This is a genomic window from Actinomadura nitritigenes, from assembly GCF_017573545.1.
Lineage (GTDB): Bacteria > Actinomycetota > Actinomycetes > Streptosporangiales > Streptosporangiaceae > Spirillospora > Spirillospora nitritigenes.
This window is the reverse complement of record NZ_JAGEOK010000008.1, coordinates 181,039-197,418: the sequence shown is the minus strand read 5'-3', so window position 1 is coordinate 197,418 and position 16,380 is coordinate 181,039. Positions and strand designations below refer to the sequence as shown.

The 16,380-nt window shown below is 72.8% G+C and carries 17 protein-coding genes; 10 read left to right on the top strand and 7 right to left on the bottom strand.

Features of this window, described 5'->3' with window-relative positions; translation table 11 throughout:
- Positions 1-49: 49 nt before the first annotated feature.
- Both J4557_RS14390 and J4557_RS14385 read left to right on the top strand, forming a co-directional pair.
- Positions 50-949 carry an aggregation-promoting factor C-terminal-like domain-containing protein gene (locus J4557_RS14390; RefSeq protein ID WP_208267012.1) on the top strand — a complete coding sequence of 300 codons (900 nt, stop codon included), beginning with the start codon at positions 50-52 and terminating at the stop codon, positions 947-949.
- 114 nt (positions 950-1,063) lie between these two features.
- Complete coding sequence (locus J4557_RS14385; protein ID WP_208267011.1) at positions 1,064-1,705, top strand: TetR/AcrR family transcriptional regulator; 642 nt, start codon at positions 1,064-1,066, stop codon at positions 1,703-1,705.
- A 66-nt stretch (positions 1,706-1,771) separates the two neighbouring features.
- Here the strand turns inward: J4557_RS14385 and J4557_RS14380 are convergent, their stop codons facing one another.
- The gene (locus tag J4557_RS14380) at positions 1,772-2,509 is read right to left on the bottom strand and encodes a hypothetical protein (protein WP_208267010.1); all 738 of its coding nucleotides are present in this window, start codon (positions 2,507-2,509) and stop codon (positions 1,772-1,774) included.
- A 58-nt stretch (positions 2,510-2,567) separates the two neighbouring features.
- On the opposite strand from J4557_RS14380, the gene J4557_RS14375 reads away from it, so the two are divergent.
- Positions 2,568-3,083, top strand: a complete 516-nt coding sequence (locus J4557_RS14375; protein WP_208267009.1) for a hypothetical protein — start codon at positions 2,568-2,570, stop codon at positions 3,081-3,083.
- Positions 3,084-3,191: 108 nt separating this feature from the next.
- Here J4557_RS14375 and J4557_RS14370 read toward each other — a convergent pair whose 3' ends face one another.
- Positions 3,192-4,001, bottom strand: coding sequence for a hypothetical protein (locus J4557_RS14370; protein ID WP_208267008.1), 810 nt, complete (start codon positions 3,999-4,001; stop codon positions 3,192-3,194).
- 262 nt (positions 4,002-4,263) lie between these two features.
- Here J4557_RS14370 and J4557_RS14365 point away from each other — a divergent pair, with 262 nt between their 5' ends.
- Positions 4,264-5,067 (top strand): NAD-dependent epimerase/dehydratase family protein, encoded by an 804-nt coding sequence (locus J4557_RS14365; protein ID WP_208267007.1) that lies wholly within the window; start codon positions 4,264-4,266, stop codon positions 5,065-5,067.
- Positions 5,068-5,147: 80 nt separating this feature from the next.
- Positions 5,148-5,795 (top strand): TetR/AcrR family transcriptional regulator, encoded by a 648-nt coding sequence (locus J4557_RS14360; RefSeq protein ID WP_208267006.1) that lies wholly within the window; start codon positions 5,148-5,150, stop codon positions 5,793-5,795.
- 51 nt (positions 5,796-5,846) lie between these two features.
- Here J4557_RS14360 and J4557_RS14355 read toward each other — a convergent pair whose 3' ends face one another.
- Positions 5,847-6,227 (bottom strand): nitroreductase family deazaflavin-dependent oxidoreductase, encoded by a 381-nt coding sequence (locus J4557_RS14355; protein ID WP_208267005.1) that lies wholly within the window; start codon positions 6,225-6,227, stop codon positions 5,847-5,849.
- Positions 6,228-6,278: 51 nt separating this feature from the next.
- The gene (locus tag J4557_RS14350) at positions 6,279-7,742 is read right to left on the bottom strand and encodes a flavin-containing monooxygenase (RefSeq protein ID WP_208267004.1); all 1,464 of its coding nucleotides are present in this window, start codon (positions 7,740-7,742) and stop codon (positions 6,279-6,281) included.
- An 84-nt stretch (positions 7,743-7,826) separates the two neighbouring features.
- Between J4557_RS14350 and J4557_RS14345 the strand changes: the two genes are divergently transcribed.
- Positions 7,827-8,444: a TetR/AcrR family transcriptional regulator gene (locus J4557_RS14345; RefSeq protein ID WP_307799775.1), complete on the top strand. Its 618-nt coding sequence runs from the start codon at positions 7,827-7,829 to the stop codon at positions 8,442-8,444.
- Positions 8,445-8,453: 9 nt separating this feature from the next.
- Here J4557_RS14345 and J4557_RS14340 read toward each other — a convergent pair whose 3' ends face one another.
- Positions 8,454-9,125, bottom strand: a complete 672-nt coding sequence (locus J4557_RS14340; RefSeq protein ID WP_208267003.1) for a TetR/AcrR family transcriptional regulator — start codon at positions 9,123-9,125, stop codon at positions 8,454-8,456.
- 106 nt (positions 9,126-9,231) lie between these two features.
- Between J4557_RS14340 and J4557_RS14335 the strand changes: the two genes are divergently transcribed.
- The 3 genes from J4557_RS14335 (at position 9,232) to J4557_RS14325 (ending at position 12,278) form a co-directional block, all read left to right on the top strand.
- Positions 9,232-10,338: a ferritin-like domain-containing protein gene (locus J4557_RS14335; RefSeq protein ID WP_208267002.1), complete on the top strand. Its 1,107-nt coding sequence runs from the start codon at positions 9,232-9,234 to the stop codon at positions 10,336-10,338.
- Positions 10,339-10,382: 44 nt separating this feature from the next.
- Positions 10,383-11,240: an SDR family NAD(P)-dependent oxidoreductase gene (locus J4557_RS14330; protein ID WP_208267001.1), complete on the top strand. Its 858-nt coding sequence runs from the start codon at positions 10,383-10,385 to the stop codon at positions 11,238-11,240.
- A gap of 72 nt (positions 11,241-11,312) precedes the next feature.
- A complete protein-coding gene (locus J4557_RS14325; RefSeq protein ID WP_208267000.1) occupies positions 11,313-12,278 on the top strand; it encodes an AurF N-oxygenase family protein in 966 nt (321 codons plus the stop codon).
- Between the two features lie 356 nt (positions 12,279-12,634).
- Here J4557_RS14325 and J4557_RS14320 read toward each other — a convergent pair whose 3' ends face one another.
- Entirely contained in the window at positions 12,635-13,393 is a 759-nt protein-coding gene (locus J4557_RS14320) for a hypothetical protein (RefSeq protein ID WP_208266999.1), read from the bottom strand.
- Between the two features lie 123 nt (positions 13,394-13,516).
- Here J4557_RS14320 and J4557_RS14315 point away from each other — a divergent pair, with 123 nt between their 5' ends.
- A complete protein-coding gene (locus tag J4557_RS14315; protein ID WP_208266998.1) occupies positions 13,517-15,040 on the top strand; it encodes an ATP-dependent DNA ligase in 1,524 nt (507 codons plus the stop codon).
- A 218-nt stretch (positions 15,041-15,258) separates the two neighbouring features.
- Here J4557_RS14315 and J4557_RS14310 read toward each other — a convergent pair whose 3' ends face one another.
- Positions 15,259-16,329 carry a hypothetical protein gene (locus J4557_RS14310; protein ID WP_243775728.1) on the bottom strand — a complete coding sequence of 357 codons (1,071 nt, stop codon included), beginning with the start codon at positions 16,327-16,329 and terminating at the stop codon, positions 15,259-15,261.
- Between the last annotated feature and the right edge of the window lie 51 nt (positions 16,330-16,380).

Here is a 16,380-nt window from a genome sequence, read left to right as displayed (position 1 = left end):
ACATCGTCATCGACAACACAAGACCCGGGCGATAAGGCAGTCTTCTCCTATGCCACAGAGTCACGGCACGCGCAGACGCACCGGTTCCGCCTCCGACCGCACCCGCTCCGAGCAGCGGGGCGGCGGTCGGCGGCGGGCCCGGGAGCGGGGCGCCGGCGGTCGCCGGGAGGCCCGGGTCCCCGCGCCCCGGCCGTCCCCCGAGTCGCTCGACACGCTCGCCCCGCCGGACGCGTCCGGCCCGTACGGACCGTCCGGGGAGGACGCGCGGGCGCTGCCCGCGCGCTCCGGCCCCGGAAAGCGGCGGCGGGCCTGGAAGCTGCTCACGCACAACGTCACCATCACCGTCGCGGGCATCGCGGTGCTCGCCGGGGCCGTGGCGTTCGTCGACTGGGACAAGGTCCTCGGCGGGGCCGAGCCGCCGAAGGCCGCGTCGAGCGGCCTGTCGACCAACGACATGCTCGCCCATCTCCAGGGCTTCGACATGGACGCCGTCACCGCCGACTCCATAGCGGCCGCCAAGGAGCGCGCCTACAAGGAGCACCAGGCGTACATGAAGAAGCTCAAGGAGCAGGCCAAGAAGGACGCGGCGGCGCGCGCGAAGCTGAAGGCCGAGAAGGAGAAGGAGCGGCTCGCCAAGTCCAACCCGAGCGCCACGGAGAACAAGGCGTACGGCAAGAAGATGAACGCGGCCAAGGGCTGGGGCAACTGCTGGTCGTCGCTGCTGACGCTCTGGAACCACGAGAGCGGCTGGAACGAGCGGGCCGTCAACCCCGGCAGCGGCGCGTACGGCATCCCGCAGGCGCTGCCCGGCTCCAAGCTCGCCAGCGCGGGCCCCGACTGGCGCACCAGCTCCCCCACGCAGATCGCCTGGGGCCTCGGCTACATCAAGGCCCGCTACCACGACCCGTGCGGCGCGTGGTCCTGGTGGTCGGCGCACCACTGGTACTGAGTCGCGGTCGGCAGGCGGCGCGGCCGGCCGGTTCCGGGGCGCGGCCGGCCCGGACCGGGACGCGGCCGGCGCCGCGTGCTGGTGGCCGGGCCGCGATCCGGGCACGATGTGGGGATGACCACGAGCAGGGCGCGCCAGGCGGGCGGCGCGGGCGAGGCCGGCACCGACCGGCGGCAGTGGGCGCGCGCGGACGCCACGCGGCAGGCGCTGCTGACCGCGGCGCAGCGGGTGTTCGCCGACCGCGGCTACGCCGACGCCGGCATCGCCGAGATCGTCGAACGGTCCGGCATCAGCGTCGGCAGCCTGTACCACCACTACGGCGGCAAGGCCGGGCTGTACGTGGCGCTGTGGGAGGAGCTCACCGACGAGCAGGAGCGGAGCGCCGCGCAGGCCGTGTCCGCCGCCCGCAAGGCCGGCGAGGACGACCCGATCGCGCTGTTCATCGCGGGCGCCCGCGCCTATCTGCGGGTGTGCTGGGAGCGGCGGGAGGCGGCGCGGCTGTTCCACGGCGGCGAGGGTCCGTCCGGCTCGTCGCTGATGCGCCGCAGCCGGGCGCAGCACTGGATCGCGCAGAACACCAAGCTGCTGCACGGGACGGCCGGCACCCCGGCGGGCCGCGCCGGTGAGGTGCTCAGCCTGGTGCTGACCACCGTGATCGGCGAGGCCGGGCGGGAGATCGCGACGGCCGAGGACGAGGCGGACGCCACCGAGATCATCGACGAGGTGTGCCGCATCCTCATCCGGCTGGCCCGCTGACGCGGCGTCCCCGTCCCGGGCTCCCGGGACGGGCGGGGCCCCGCCGCGAACGCCCGGCACGGCGGTTCAGCGGGCGCGGGCGGGGAGGAGCGCCAGGCGCGGGCCGCGGCGGGCGCGCCCGCTCCGGCGCCGCCGCGCGGCGGGCTCCGGCTCCGGCTGCGGCTCCGGTCTCCGCCAGTCCAGCTTCGGTGCCGCCTCCGCGCGCAGCGCCGCCCGGGCCTCCGGGGTCGTCCACGACGCGACCGTCCACACCGCCACGGGCGGCGGGGCGGCGGGGCGCGGCCGGGGCCGCACCGGCCGCGGCGGGACGGGCCGCACCGGCGGCCCGTCGAGGCGGGGACGGGCTCGGCGGAACCGGAGGTGGACGCGGCCGGGCCGCCGGGGCGAGACTCCCTCCCGGCGGGCCAGCCGCAGTCTGAGCAGCAGCAGCGTCACCGAGGACGCCATCGCGGCGAGCACGCCGGCCTGCAGGGCGGTCAGGTCGTCGAGGTCCGAGGAGTCCCGGGGCAGCGCCCGCAGGTTCGCCACCGGCACCGGTGCGATCGGCGCGGGCGCGGTCTGCGGGCCGACGACCGGGGGCAGCACGACGTCCGGCCCGGTCAGCCCGCCCGGCACGCCCTCGGGGGTGACCGGCGGGACGCCGGGCGGCAGCGCGTCCGCGCTGATCCCGGGCGGCAGCGCGCCGGACGGTTCGGTGACGACGATCGTGTAGGTCCGGGTCTCGGCGGCCGCATGCGACGCCGACGCGCGGACGGTGAATCGGATCGTCCCCGGCTTCGCCCCGGACGGGACCTGGACGGTCACCGTCGCGGACGTCCCACCCGCACCGACTCCGCCGAGGCCCTGCTCGGACGGGGTGGCCGTGGCGCCGCCCGTCACCGACGCCCGGAGCACGGCGCCGGACGCGGTCGCGCCGGACGCCGACACCCGGACGGTGGCGGTGATCGAGCCGCCGGGGCGGACCGTCGCCGACGACACCGTGGCCGCGACCGACAGCACCGGCTTCGCCGGCCGGCCCGGATCGTGCGGGTCGCCCGGGGCGTGCGTCGGCGTGTGCGACGGCGCCGGCGAGGAGCTGTCCGGCGGCGTGGGCGTGGGCGAGCCGGTGTCCGGCGGCGGCGTGGTCGGGTCGCCCGTCGGCGAGTCCGTCGGTGTCGGCGTGGGGGTGTCGGTCGGCGACGGGCTGTCGGTCGGCGACGGCGACTCCCCGGACGGAGAGGTGGACGGCGCGGGCTCGGCGATCACCGGGGACGCGCCCGACACCGCGAGCACCGCCGCCACCCCGAGCCCCGCGAACAGCGCGCCGCCGGCCGACCGTGAACGCATCCGCACCCGCCCCCACCTCCACCCGTCGAGACCCGGTCAACAGGACGACTGAATCAGGCGGCGAATGACGTTTCAAGGCGCCCGGAAAAGGTTGTCAGCGAGCGACGAATTACCGCCCCCGGCCGCCGCCCCGGATTATCAGGTGACGCGCACCGGCCGGTCAGGACGGGGCGAGCCGCTCGACCCGGTCGAGCCGCCCGGCGAGGAGGTCGTCGTAGGCGATCGCGAAGTCGCCGTTCGGCGCGGCGCCCGAGACGTACGATCCCGCCACCGCGTCCGGAAGGTATTCGCGCAGGCTGTAGCGCATTCCCCCGGGATAGGCGACGGGCTCCCACGCCTCGCCGGACGCGCCGTCGGCGCCGAAGACGACCCAGTGGTCGGCGCGGACGGGCTCGTCCAGGCGCGGCGCACCGCCGGTGTGGCAGTCGAGCGCGGGCACGACGACGCGGTCCGGATCGTCCGGCTCGTACCACATCAGCAGCGGTTTCGCCCGGCGCGCGTCCGCATTGTCGAAGCAGCAGAGAATGACCACGTGCCGGGGGAAATGCGTCGCGTAGAAATCCATCAGTTCGGGGTCGGGTCGCGGCCTCCGGTGCGGCGGAACGCGGTCCAGCGCCGCCGGGATCAGGGCCGGGTCCTCGGCCAGCAGGACGGTGTAGACGTCGTGGTCGAACACCCGCACGCCGGGTCCGGCGGCCCCCATCCAGTCCATCGTCGCGACCGGCACCGGCGTCAGCGCGTCCACCATCAGGTTCAGCACGTCCGCCTCGTCCGGCCGGAGGGCGAGGAAGTTCTCCGGCGTCAGGGCGCGCGCGGGCACGTGCAGCAGCATCGCGTTCGGGCCGCCCGCGAGGTTCACGGCCGTGTTCTGGTACCCGAGCACCTCGATGAGGCCGTGCTCGGGATGCCGCCGCCGCCCCGCGAAGAGCGTCGTCCCGGAGAACGCGGCCCGGTCCATGGACACGCACATGCCGACGAATCTAGCCACCCGCAGAGCGAACCCGCTCGCACCCGAACCGCCACGCAAGCACGCCACCTGACCCGCAGAGCGAACCCGCTCGCACCCGAACCGCCACGCGAGCGCGCTATCTGACCGGTGGGGCGATGCCGAAGGCGAGCCCCACCGGGAAGCTCGCGAAGCGAGGTCGCGCTCGCCCGATCACGGTCAGCGGGCGAGCCGCCAGGCGAGCCCGCTGGGCCGGGATTGCATCAACACTGCGACACTGCTGACCATGACGTTGGGAAGGATCGTGTTGACGGGGGCGGCGGGCCGGGTCGGGTCCGCCGTGCGGGGGCCGCTGCGCGAGGCGGCGGGCACGCTGGTGCTCGCCGACCGGGTGCCGCTGGAGGCGGAGGCGCCGAACGAGGTGGTGCACCGCACCGACCTGTCGGACGCGGCGGACATCGTCGCGGGCGCGGACGCGATCGTCCATCTCGCCGGGGTGCGCGACGAGGCGCCGTTCCCCGAGCTGGTCGAGGGCAACATCCTCGGCACGCAGCGGATGCTGGAGGCGGCGCGGGTGACCGGCGTGCGGCGGGTGGTGCTGGCGAGCAGCAACCGGCTGACCGGCCTGTACCCGTCCACCGAGACGGTGTCGGCGGAGATGCCGCCGCGCCCGGACGGCCTGTACGGGGTCAGCAAGGTCGCGGTGGAGGCGCTCGCGCGGCTGTACGTCGACAAGTTCGGGCTGGACGTGGTGTGCCTGCGCATCGGCAGCCTCGACGCGGTGCCGGACGAGCCGCGGCACCTGGCGACCTGGCTGAGCCACCGGGACTGCGCCGGCTTCGTGCTGGCGGCGCTGACCGTCCCGGCGCCGGGGTTCCTCGCGGCGTACGCGGTGTCGGCGAACGCGCGGCGGTTCTGGGAGCTGGACGACCGGCTCGGCTACCGGCCCCTCGACGACGCCGCCGACCACGGCATTCCGGACACGTTCGTCGGGCCGGGGACCCCGCAGGGCGGCGACTTCGCCTCCGCCGAGTTCACGCTGCGGTACCTGGAGCCGGCCGCGGACGCGGAGACCGACGCGCGAGAGTGACATTTGGTTCACACGAGATGCGATGGACGGTTATCCTGACCTCAGGGTTACCGGTTCCTGACGGAAAGTCGAAGGGGTCCATGCCAACGTCCACGTGGTTCCGCCTCAACGTCGCCAAGCGGGAACGGGTGCTCGAGGTGGCGATGCGCGAGTTCGGAGAGCACGGGTACTCCACCGGCAGCCTCAACACCATCGCCCGCGAGGCCGGCATCGCCAAGGGGTCGCTGTTCCAGTACTTCAGCGACAAGCTGGAGTTCTTCGCGTTCGTCTGCGACGAGGCGTCGCGCCGGATCCGCGAGGAGATGGAGCGGCGGATCGCCCGCGTCGACTTCGACCAGTCCTTCGACGAGTGGCTGTTCGACGTCCTGTGCGACTGGACCGAGTACATGGCCGACCACCCGCTGGAGCGGGCGGTCACGGCCGCGACGAACTTCGAACTGGACAACAGCGTCCGGTCGGTGGTGCGCGACACCGCGAACCAGCACTACCTGCAGGTCATCCATCCGACGCTGGAGCTGTGGAAGGCGCAGGGCGGCATCCGCGAGGACGCCGACCTCCAGGTCCTCGCCACGATGATCCTCACGCTGCTGCCGTTCCTGGCGCTCGCGCCCTACTACGACGGCCTCGACCCGGTCCACGACCTGCGCGGCCGCACGCCCGACGAGCAGCGGCCGGTGGTCCGGCAGCTCGTCGCGGGCTTCCGGCCGATGTTCGCGCCGGAGAAGTAGCCGGGCCCCGTCCAGGCCGTCCGTTCCGGTCGTCCGGGCCGGTCGTCCAGGTCAGCCGTCCAGGTCGGCGACCAGCACGTCCATGTAGCGCGTGACGGCCCGCGCGGCGGGCGGCAGTTCGGCGGCGTCGGCGGCGGTGAGCACGCGCGGGTGGGCGATCCGCCGGACGCGGCCGAGCCGCTCCACCCCGCCGCGCCCCTCGGCGAGCAGGTTGCGCACCCAGTCGGTGTCGGCCCCGTACGGCAGGCCGACGATGAGCCGGTCGCCGCTGCGGAACGCGGTGACGGGCGTCCGGTACTCCCGTCCGGACGTCCGCCCCTTGTGGACGATGACCGCGAGCGGCGGCAGGTAGGGCGCGTAGACGCCCTGCACCCGGTTCGTGACGGCCTTGTTGATGCGGCGCAGGCGCCGCGGCATCAGTGGCTTGGGCATGCCCCCTGCCTAACACGTCCCCGGCACCCGCGCATCCGGCGGGGCCGCCGCCTAGCGTGTGAGGACGTACTCCTCCGGCTTGGCCTTGCGGTTGCCGGCCCAGAACTCGAAGGTGTGGCCGGGCCACAGCGTCCGGTTGACGCCCTGGTCGTCGAGGTACCAGCTGTTGCAGCCGCCCTCGTGCCAGACGGCGCGGCGCAGCCGCCGCTGCATCCGGTCGTTGAAGCGGCGGGACGCCTCGGGCTTCGGCTCGATCGCGACGGCGCCGGACTCCTGCAGCAGCCGCAGGCAGCTGAGCACCTGCTGGATCTGCACCTCGATCATGAAGACGACGGAGTTGTGGCCGAGGCCGGTGTTCGGGCCGAGCAGCATGAAGAAGTTCGGCATGCCGGGGATCGTGGTGCCGCGGTGCGCCTCGATGCCGTCCGCCCAGATCTCCTGGAGCTTGACGCCGTCGCGGCCGGTGACGCGCAGCTCGTTGAGCGCGTCGACCACCTTGAACCCGGTGCCGTAGACGATGCAGTCGACCTCGTACTCCTCGCCGTCCTCCGTGACGACGGAGCGCTCCCGCACCTCGGCGATGCCGGACGTCTCGACGGTCACGTTCGGGCGGGTCAGGGCCGGATAGTAGTCGTTGGAGAGCAGGATGCGCTTGCAGCCGATGGTGTAGTCCGGCGTGACCTTGGCACGCAGCTCCGGGTCGGGGATCTGCTTCTCCAGGTGCCGGCGGGCGAGCTTCTCCTGGGGGAAGGACAGCCGTGGGTCGATGGTGAAGCCGATCGCGCGGGCCTCCAGGGCCCAGTAGATGCCGTTGCGGAACGCGCGGGCGGCGCCGGGCACCTTGCCGAACGCGGTGCGGACGGGCTTGGGGAAGGTGAAGTCGGGCTTGGGCTGGATCCACGGCGGCGTCCGCTGGAACAGCACCAGCTCCTCGGCCTTCTTCGCGACCTGCGGGACGAACTGGATCGCGGACGCGCCCGTCCCGATGACGGCGACGCGCTTCCCGGTGAGGTCGTAGGAGTGGTCCCACTCGGCGGAGTGGAAGGTGGTGCCCTCGAACCTCTCGATGCCCGGCAGGTCGGGGAACGAGGGGATGTGCAGGGCGCCGATGCCGGAGACGACGGCCCGGGGGGTGAGGACGGTCCCGTCGGTGAGGGTGACGTTCCACCGGCGCGCGTCGTCCTGGTACTCCATGCTGTCGACGTGGCTGCCGAAGCGGATGTGCTCGCGGACGCGGTACTTGTCGGCGGTGCGCTCCATGTAGGAGCGGATCTCGGGCTGCGGGGCGAACATCCGGGACCAGCCCGGGTTGAGCTCGAAGGAGAAGGAGTACATGTGCGACGGGACGTCGCAGGCGCAGCCGGGATAGGTGTTGTCGTGCCAGGTCCCGCCGAGGGCCTCGCTCTTCTCCAGGATGACGAAGTCGTGGAAGCCGGACTGCTTCAGGCGGATGGCCATGCCGAGCCCGGCGAAGCCGGAGCCGATGATGACGATCGCCGGGGCGCGCTCGCTCATATCCCGTCCTCTCGCGGTAACCTACTCGGAGTAAGTTACTATGGGTAGCTTACTGACGGTAGGTCCAACAGATGGGATTCCGCTGTGAGCGCCGCCACACCGCACCGTCCGCAGCGCCGCCGCCGGATGTCGCGCGCGGAGCGCGAGCGCCAGATGCTGGACGTGGCGGAGCAGGTGTTCGGCGAGCGCGGCTACCAGGGCACCTCGATGGACGAGATCGCCGAGCGCTGCGGCGTCTCCAAGCCGATGCTCTACGAGTACTTCGGCTCCAAGGACGGGCTGCTCGTCGCGTGCGTCGGCCGCTCCAAGGCCGAGCTGCTGGACGTCACCCAGAAGGCCATGGCGGGCGCCACCGACCCGGAGGACATCCTGTGGCGCGGCATGGTCGCCTACTTCGGGTTCATCGACGCGCACAGCAAGTCGTTCGCGATGCTGCTGCGCGAGCCGGCCGCCGGGTCGCAGGAGACCGTCGAGGCGGTGGAGGCGACCCGCCGGCAGCAGAGCGAGCTGATCTCCGGGGTGCTCGCCGCCTTCGCCCCGCAGGCGGGCGAGCCCGCGATCGCCGCGTTCACCGAGATCATCATCGGCGCGTGCGAGCGGCTCGCCCAGTGGCGGACCTGGCATCCCGAGGTGACCGCCGAGGACGCGGCGCGCTACATGACCGACTTCTGCTGGAAGGGCCTCAGCCCCTACCTCGCCTGACCGGGCGCCTTACTCCGCCCCGCGCGGGAGGGCGTCGAGGGCGCCGATGAGCAGGTCGAGGCCGAACTCGAAGTCGGTCTCCGGGTCGTGGCTGGCCAGTTCCTCGGAGAGCGCGACCACGTGCGGGAACTCGGCGGCGTCGAGCTTCGCCCACGAGTCGGCCTGGGTCTCGACGAGGTTGTCCAGCGTCTTCACGACGCCGGTCTCGCGGAGCTGCGCGCCGAGGGCATAGGCCATCAGCGCCCGCATGATCCGCACCGAGGTGGGGCCGTCGAAGCCGGCGGCGTCGGCGAGCGCGAGGGCCCGCTCGGCGGGGCGCAGCCCGAGCTGGGTGTCGATCTTGTGGGTGAGGACGATCGTCATGCAGCGCGGGTAGTCGTGCGCGACCTTCCGGAACGCCCGCACGAGGGCGCGCGCCCTCGTCTGCCACGGCTCGTCGGGGTCGTCCTCCAGCTCCAGGCCGGCGATGACGTGCTCGGCGACGCCCTCGAGCAGCGCGTCCTTGTTCGGCACGTGGTTGTAGAGCGACATCACCGCGACGCCCAGCTCGCCCGCCACGCGGCGCATGGACAGCGCGCCCGTGCCCTCCCGCTCGATCAGCCCGACCGCCGCCTGCACGATCCGCGCCCTGGTCAGGACGGGTCGCGGCGCCGGCGTGTCGGACGTCACGTCGCCGTTCATCGGTCCCGTCCCTTCCCGCCGTTGACACCCGTAAGTGCACCGTGACACGGTACGTACAACGTACGTCTTACGTACATCGTACGTCGCACCTCGGGGAGGAACGCCCGTGTCGACCCATGACCTTTACACCGAGCCCGTCGACAAGTCCACCTGGAACGTGCCGCTGGCCGGCGACGCCCGGTTCACCTGGGAGTACGACGACGGCCGCGACCGCCTCCTCGCCCTGTACCAGAAGGGCAAGGACAAGCAGTGGGACTCGGTCAAGCGGATCGACTGGGACCTGGAGGTCGACCCGTACGACGTCCTCGGCGTCCCCGACCAGTCCCTCGCCATCTACGGCACCGAGTACTGGGACAAGCTGACCGAGAAGCAGCGCGGCGAGCTGCGGCAGCACTCCACGTCCTGGCAGTTCTCCCAGTTCGTGCACGGCGAGCAGGGCGCGATGATCACCGCCGCCCGGATCGTCGAGTCGGTGCCGGACCTGGACTCCAAGTTCTACTCCGCCACGCAGACGATGGACGAGGCCCGGCACGTCGAGCTGTTCACGCGGTTCCTGCACGAGAAGGTCGGGATGGTCTACCCGATCAACACCAAGCTGCAGGACCTGCTGAACGAGACCCTCACCGACTCCCGCTGGGACATGCCCTACCTCGGCATGCAGGTGCTCATCGAGGGCCTCGCGCTCGCGGCCTTCGGCGTCATCCGCGACATCACCACCAAGCCGCTGCCCAAGCAGATCCTCGCCTACGTCATGCAGGACGAGGCCCGGCACGTCGCGTTCGGGCGGCTCGCCCTGCGCGACTACTACAAGCAGCTGTCGGCGGCCGAGCTGAAGGAGCGCGAGGACTTCGTCATCGAGGGCTGCTACCTCATGCGCGACCGCATCCGCGGCCGGGAGATCTGGACCAACTTCGGCATCGACCCCAAGGAGGTCGATGAGATGGTGGAGAACTCCCCCTACATGCAGATGTTCCAGAGCCTGCTGTTCAGCCGGATCGTCCCGTGCGTCAAGGACATCGGCCTGTGGAGCGAGCGCATCCAGCGGACCTACGACGACATGGGCGTCCTCGACATGTCCAAGGCCGACCTGGAGGCGCTGATGAACCAGGACGAGGACATCGCCGAGAAGCTCGACGCCGAGCGGTTCGCGGCCGAGGAGGTCGCGCGGAAGGCGGAGGTCGACGCGGTCATCGCGGACGCCGCGGCGGGCTGAGTACGGTTGGGGATCATTCCGCTCGGGACATCTCGGAGGTCTGCATGCCACTCGCGCACTTCGATGGGGCGCTCGCCGTCGTCACCGGGGCCGGAAGCGGGTTCGGCCGCGCCATCGCGCTGGCCCTCGCCGAGCGCGGCGCGACCGTCCTGGCGGCCGACATCGACCTGCCGTCCGCCGAGCGGACCGTGACGCTCGCCAAGACCCTCGGCCCGGGCGGCGGCGCCTACGAGGTGGACGTGGCGGACGCCGCCGCGATGGAGGCGTTCGCCGCCGAGGTGCGCGAGGCCCACCGCGTCCCCGACATCGTCGTCAACAACGCCGGGATCGCCGTCAGCGGCCCGTTCCTCGACCACGGCGTCGAGGACTGGAACCGCATCCTCGGCGTGAACCTGTGGGGCGTCATCCACGGGTCGCGGCTGTTCGGCAAGCAGATGGTCGAGCGCGTCAACGCGCTGCCGAACAAGCCCGACAAGCCCAACTTCGGCGGCCACATCGTCAACATCGCGTCCGCCGCCGCGTTCGCACCGACCCGGTCGCTGCCCGCCTACTGCACCACCAAGGCCGGCGTGCTGATGCTCAGCGAGTGCCTGCGCGCCGAGCTGGCGTCCTCGCGCATCGGCGTCACCGCCGTCTGCCCCGGCTTCGCCGGCACCAACATCGTCAGGAACGCGACGTTCGTCGGCGGCGACGCGGCGCACCGCGAGCGGACCCGCGCCCGCGGCCAGAAGGCGCTCAGGCTCCGCAACTACCCGCCGGAGAAGGTCGCCGAGCGGGTCGTCGACGCCATCATCAAGAACAAGGCCGTGGTCCCGGTGAACTTCGAGGGCCACCTGCTGCACGCCCTCTCCCGCATCTCGCCGGCGTCCACCCGCCTGCTCGCCCGCATCCCCGTGCAATAGGGCCGGGCCCGCCGTGCGGCGCACGGCCCCGCGCGGCCCTCCTCGGCCTCCCCCAGGAGAGGAGAAGGATCGATGCCCCCCGAACTGCTGACCGACCGCCCCACGACCTGGACCGCGCGGATCCGCTGCAAGGACGGCGACCACACGCTGGAGCTCACCGACCGGGAGGTGGTCGCCGAGCGGCTGCTGCGGACGTCCCGCAAGCACTCCTTCGACCCGGACGCCGACGTCGACTGGGACGCGCCGCAGGACCCCGACGTCTGGTACGCGCCGCCGCAGCTGGTGTCGATCTACGAGACGCCGCTCTGGGATGGCCTGACGCACCGGCAGCGGGTGGAGCTGACCAAGCGGGAGATGTGCAGCATCGCCTCGTTCGGCATCTGGTCGGAGATGCTGCTGATGCAGTCGCTCGTCCAGCACGCCTACCGGAGCCGCTATGACAGCGAGCACGTCGCCTACGCGCTGACGGAGATCGCCGACGAGTGCCGGCACTCGAAGATGTTCGCCCGGATGGTGCGCGCCTGCGGGCTGCGCACCCACCGGCCGCGCGCGGCGGAGTACCACTTCGCGAAGCTGTTCGGGGCCGTGTACGACCCGATGCCGATGTTCGCGGGGACGCTGGTGGTGGAGGAGTTCACCGACGCGTTCCAGCGGCTGACGTTCCCGGACGAGGCCGTGCAGCCGATGATCCGGCAGGTCACCCGGATCCACGTGATCGAGGAGGCGCGGCACATCCGGTACGCGCGGGAGGAGCTGAAGCGGCTCGTCGCGCGCGCGTCGCCGGTACGGCGGCGGGCGGCGGCGTACGCGCTGGCGCAGGGCACCCGGCTGATGGCGACGCAGGTGATCCATCCGTCGTGCTACGCGGCGGTCGGGCTGGACCCGAAGGTGGCCCGCCGGGTCGCGGCGCGCAGCGAGCACCGCCGGGAGACGATGGCGTGGGCGTTCCGCAAGTGCACGGCGTTCTTCGACGAGGTCGGATTCCTGGACGGCCGGGCTCGTGACGTGTGGGTTCGTGCGGGACTCGCGAAATCGTAACCGGTTCTACTCCGCGACCATTTCCGCCGAAACCGAAACGAATTCGGTGACGGAATGGCAGCAGCCGAATACCGCACGGTTTTCCGATGGTCCGGAAGCGGGAACGCAGAGGGCCGTGGAGCGGGGTCCACTCCACGGCCCAGTCGGCGAGAACGGCTTGCTGACCTGGAGATCACCTCACCCAGGACACTCCAACCGCGGAAACGGTCACGTCGTCGACCTCCTCCTCCCCATGCGCCGCAAAGCACGCCGGCCGCCGGACACGAGTGGGAGCACGGCCGCCGCACTTCCTCCCCTTTACCGGAAACACCTTAGAAGGTCCTGACAGAAAATAAGCCATGATCGGCCGATTCAGGTCAGAAATGCGCCAAGGTGGCCAGCACTTCCCGCGCGACGCCCTCCGCCGTACCGAGGCACGCCCCCTCCCGGGCGTCCGCGCGGCCCTTCGCCGCCTGCTCGCTGTAGCTGACCGTCACGAGCACGTTCCGGAACCGCGTCGTCACCTCGCCGACCACCGTCGGCTGCCCCTCGTCCGCCTTGAACCACCGGTACGCCTCGTCGCCGATCCCCCGCTGCCGCCGCAGGCTGATCGTGCGGACGAGCGGCGCGCTGTGCGCCTCCGTCCACGACGCCCGGTAGTCGCCCTCCGCGTCCTGCACCGGCGTCGGCGTCCTCGCGGGCGCGTGCAGGTTCACCTCGACCCGCAGCCACCGGAACCTCGGCCCCTGCGCCGTGTACGTGCACGTCGTGAAGGTCGAGTTCGCGCTCTCCGCCCGCCTGGCCTTCGGGATCGTCCGGCCGACGGTCCGGTCCGAGACCATCGCGCACGGCTTCGGCAGCGACGCCACCGTCTGCTCCTGCATCGGCGTCTCCGACGGGCGCGTCGGCTCCGCCGTCCCGCCGGCCGCCCCGCCCGGCGTCCCGGTGCCGGACGGCGGCGTCCGCGGCGCCGCCGCGTCCTTCCCGTGCCCCGGCAGCAGCAGGAACACCGCCACGGCGGCTCCGCCGAACGCCACGAGCGCGACCAGCAGCACCGCCAGCCGCGGCCGCCGCTTCGGCGACGGCGGCTCCGGCGCCGAGTAGACCCGGTGGAACGGCTCGCGCTGCAGCCCCACGCCCCGCTCCTCACTCCCCCGCGCGCCATCGACCCCGCCACTGGTCAACGTAGTCAGGACCGCCTCGGCTGACCAGGGGTCCCGCCCGGGTCAATTGTCAGACCCCGTGGTCACAATGGGGAGGTGCTGATAGCGGAGATCGCGCGGACGTCCCGGGAGGTGGCCGGCACCTCCGGCCGCAAGGCCAAGATCACGGCGCTCGCGGAGTGCCTGCGCGACGCCGAGCCCGGCGAGGCCGCGACCGTGGTCGCCTACCTGTCCGGCGAGCTGCCGCAGCGGCAGATCGGCGTCGGCTACGCCGCGCTGCGCGACGTCCCGCCGCCCGCCGCCGAGCCGTCCCTGACCGTTCCCGAGGTCGACGCCGCGTTCACCGGGATCGGCGCCGTCTCCGGCGCCGGGTCCGTCGCCCGGCGCCGCGAGCTGGTCGCCGCCCTGCTCGGCCGCGCCACCCGCGACGAGCAGGGCTTCCTCATCCGGCTGCTGGCCGGCGAGCTGCGCCAAGGCGCCCTCGACGGGGTGATGGCCGAGGCGATCGCCGCGGCGGCCGGCGTGCCGTCCGCGGAGGTCCGCCGCGCCGTCATGCTGCGCGGCTCCCTCGGCCCCGTCGCCACCGCCGCGCTCGCCGACGGCACCGCCGGGCTGCACGCGTTCACCCTGGAGGTCGGGCGCCCGGTCAAGCCGATGCTCGCCGCGTCCGCGCCGTCGGTCGACGAGGCGTTCGCCAAGCTGAAGGCGGAGGCCGCCGTGGAGTGGAAGCTCGACGGCATCCGCGCCCAGATCCACGTCCGCGACGGCGACGTGCGCGTGTTCACCCGGACCCTCGACGACATCACCCCCCGCCTCCCCGAGGTCGTCGCCGCCGTCCGCGAGCTGCCCGTCCGCGACGCCGTGCTCGACGGCGAGGTCATCGCGCTGCGCCCCGACGGCGCCCCGTACCCGTTCCAGGTCACCGCCGCCCGCACCGCGACCCGCACCGCCAAGGACGCCGAGCCCGTGCCCCTCACGGTGTTCCTCTTCGACGTCGTCCACCTCGACGGCGACGACCTGCTCGACGCGCCCGGCGCCGACCGCAACGCGGCGCTCGTCCGGGCCGTCCCCGAGCACCTGCGGATCCCGCGGATCGTCACCGCCGACCCGTCCGCCGCCAAGGACTTCTTCGACGACGCCGTCGCCCGCGGCCACGAGGGCGTCCTCGTCAAGTCCCTCGACACCCCCTACACCGCCGGCCGCCGCGGCGCCGGCTGGATCAAGGTCAAGCCCCGCCACACCCTCGACCTCGTCGTCCTCGCCGTCGAATGGGGCCACGGCCGCCGCCAGGGCCTGCTGTCCAACCTGCACCTCGGCGCCCGCGACCCCGAGACCGGCGGCTTCGTCATGCTGGGCAAGACGTTCAAGGGCCTCACCGACGAGCTCCTCGCCTGGCAGACCGAGAGGCTCCGCGAGCTCGCCGTCCGCGAGGACGGCTGGACCGTCCACGTCCGGCCCGAGCTCGTCGTCGAGATCGCCTTCGACGGCGTCCAGCAGAGTCCCCGCTACCCCGGCGGCATCGCCCTCCGCTTCGCCCGCGTCCTCCGCTACCGCCCCGACAAGACCGCCGCCGAAGCCGACACTGTTCAATCTGTATTGTCCTTGGCGTCAGGCCGTTAGACGGCCTTCCTTCAACGGACAATACGTGCGATCGCCGCATCGCTCCGACTCGCCCTGGGGGCTCGCTGCGCGATCAGGTTCTCGCAAGCTCGAACCTGGCTTCGCTCGCGATCGCGACGGCTCGGGTCGCCGCGTGGCCGGGCACGAGCACTGCCGAGGGTCACGGCGAGCGGCTTCGTGCGGGCCCCTGGTCCGAGGCCGGACTCGGCGGGCTCGGGTCAGCGGCGGGTGGGGAGCTTGCGGCGGGGGCGGGGCGGCGGAGACGGCTGCGGTGGCTCGTCGACGCCCAGGCGGCGCGTCAGGCGGCGGGCGGCGGCGCTCGTGCGGCCGCGCGCGAAGGCGCGGCGCTGGAGGCGGTCGGCGACGCTCCGCCGTCCGCGGCCGGCGGCCCGGCGCTCCTCCCGCGCCGCGGCGCGGCGCTGATCCCGGGCCGCGGCCCGGCGGCGGTCCCGGGCGGCGGCCTTGCGGGCGGCGCGGGCCACCCGGCGGCGGCGGGCGCGCTCGGCGGCGTCGGCGCTGCGCTGCAGCAGCTCCGGCGGGATGAGGTCGTGGCGGCCGGCGATGAACTCCTGCACCCAGATCTTCGCCCGGATCAGCGGCCGCCGGAACCGGACCTCCCGGTGCACGGCCCGCTGGTACTTGCGCGAGTCCGGGCCGTACCGCCAGCGCGACCACGGCGAGCCCGGACGCGCCACCCGGATCGCCCCCACCACCAGCAGGACGGGCAGGAACAGCCCGATCAGGCCCGTCCAGATCTTGCCCTTCAGCAGGGTGATCACCGCGAGGACGAGGTTGGCGACGGTGGAGGCGAAGTACGCCCGCGCGAGGGCGCTGCCCGCCGGGTCGGGGACGGCGTCGGCGAACCCGAACGGGCGGATGCCGAGCAGCAGCAGCCCGGTGACGGCGATCGCGACGAAGACGGCGTCGACGGACGCGCGGCCCTTCTCCGTCCAGTAGACGTCGCTGAGGTGCAGCAGCAGCGCGAACTCGTCCAGCACGAGCGCGGAACCCGCCCCGAACACGACGGCCGCAGCGCAGTCGAGCGCGACGTAGGCGTCGGGGGTGGCGAGGCTCGCGACGCCGCCGACCAGCATCAGCACCACGCCGAACACGACGTGGTGGACGTGGGTGTCGCCGGCCCGCACGTTGCCGAACCAGCCGCTCACGTTGGCGCGGATCAGCCGGACGATCACCCGCGTCAGCACGAACGTGAGGATGAACGCGGTGAAGAAGCCGAACAGCGGCAGCCGCCCGGTCTCCACGATCCGGTGCCGGAAAAGGTCGATCATGTGCCCCCCTGCCGGCCACCATAATGCCCGGTGACATGCGCCGATATCGTG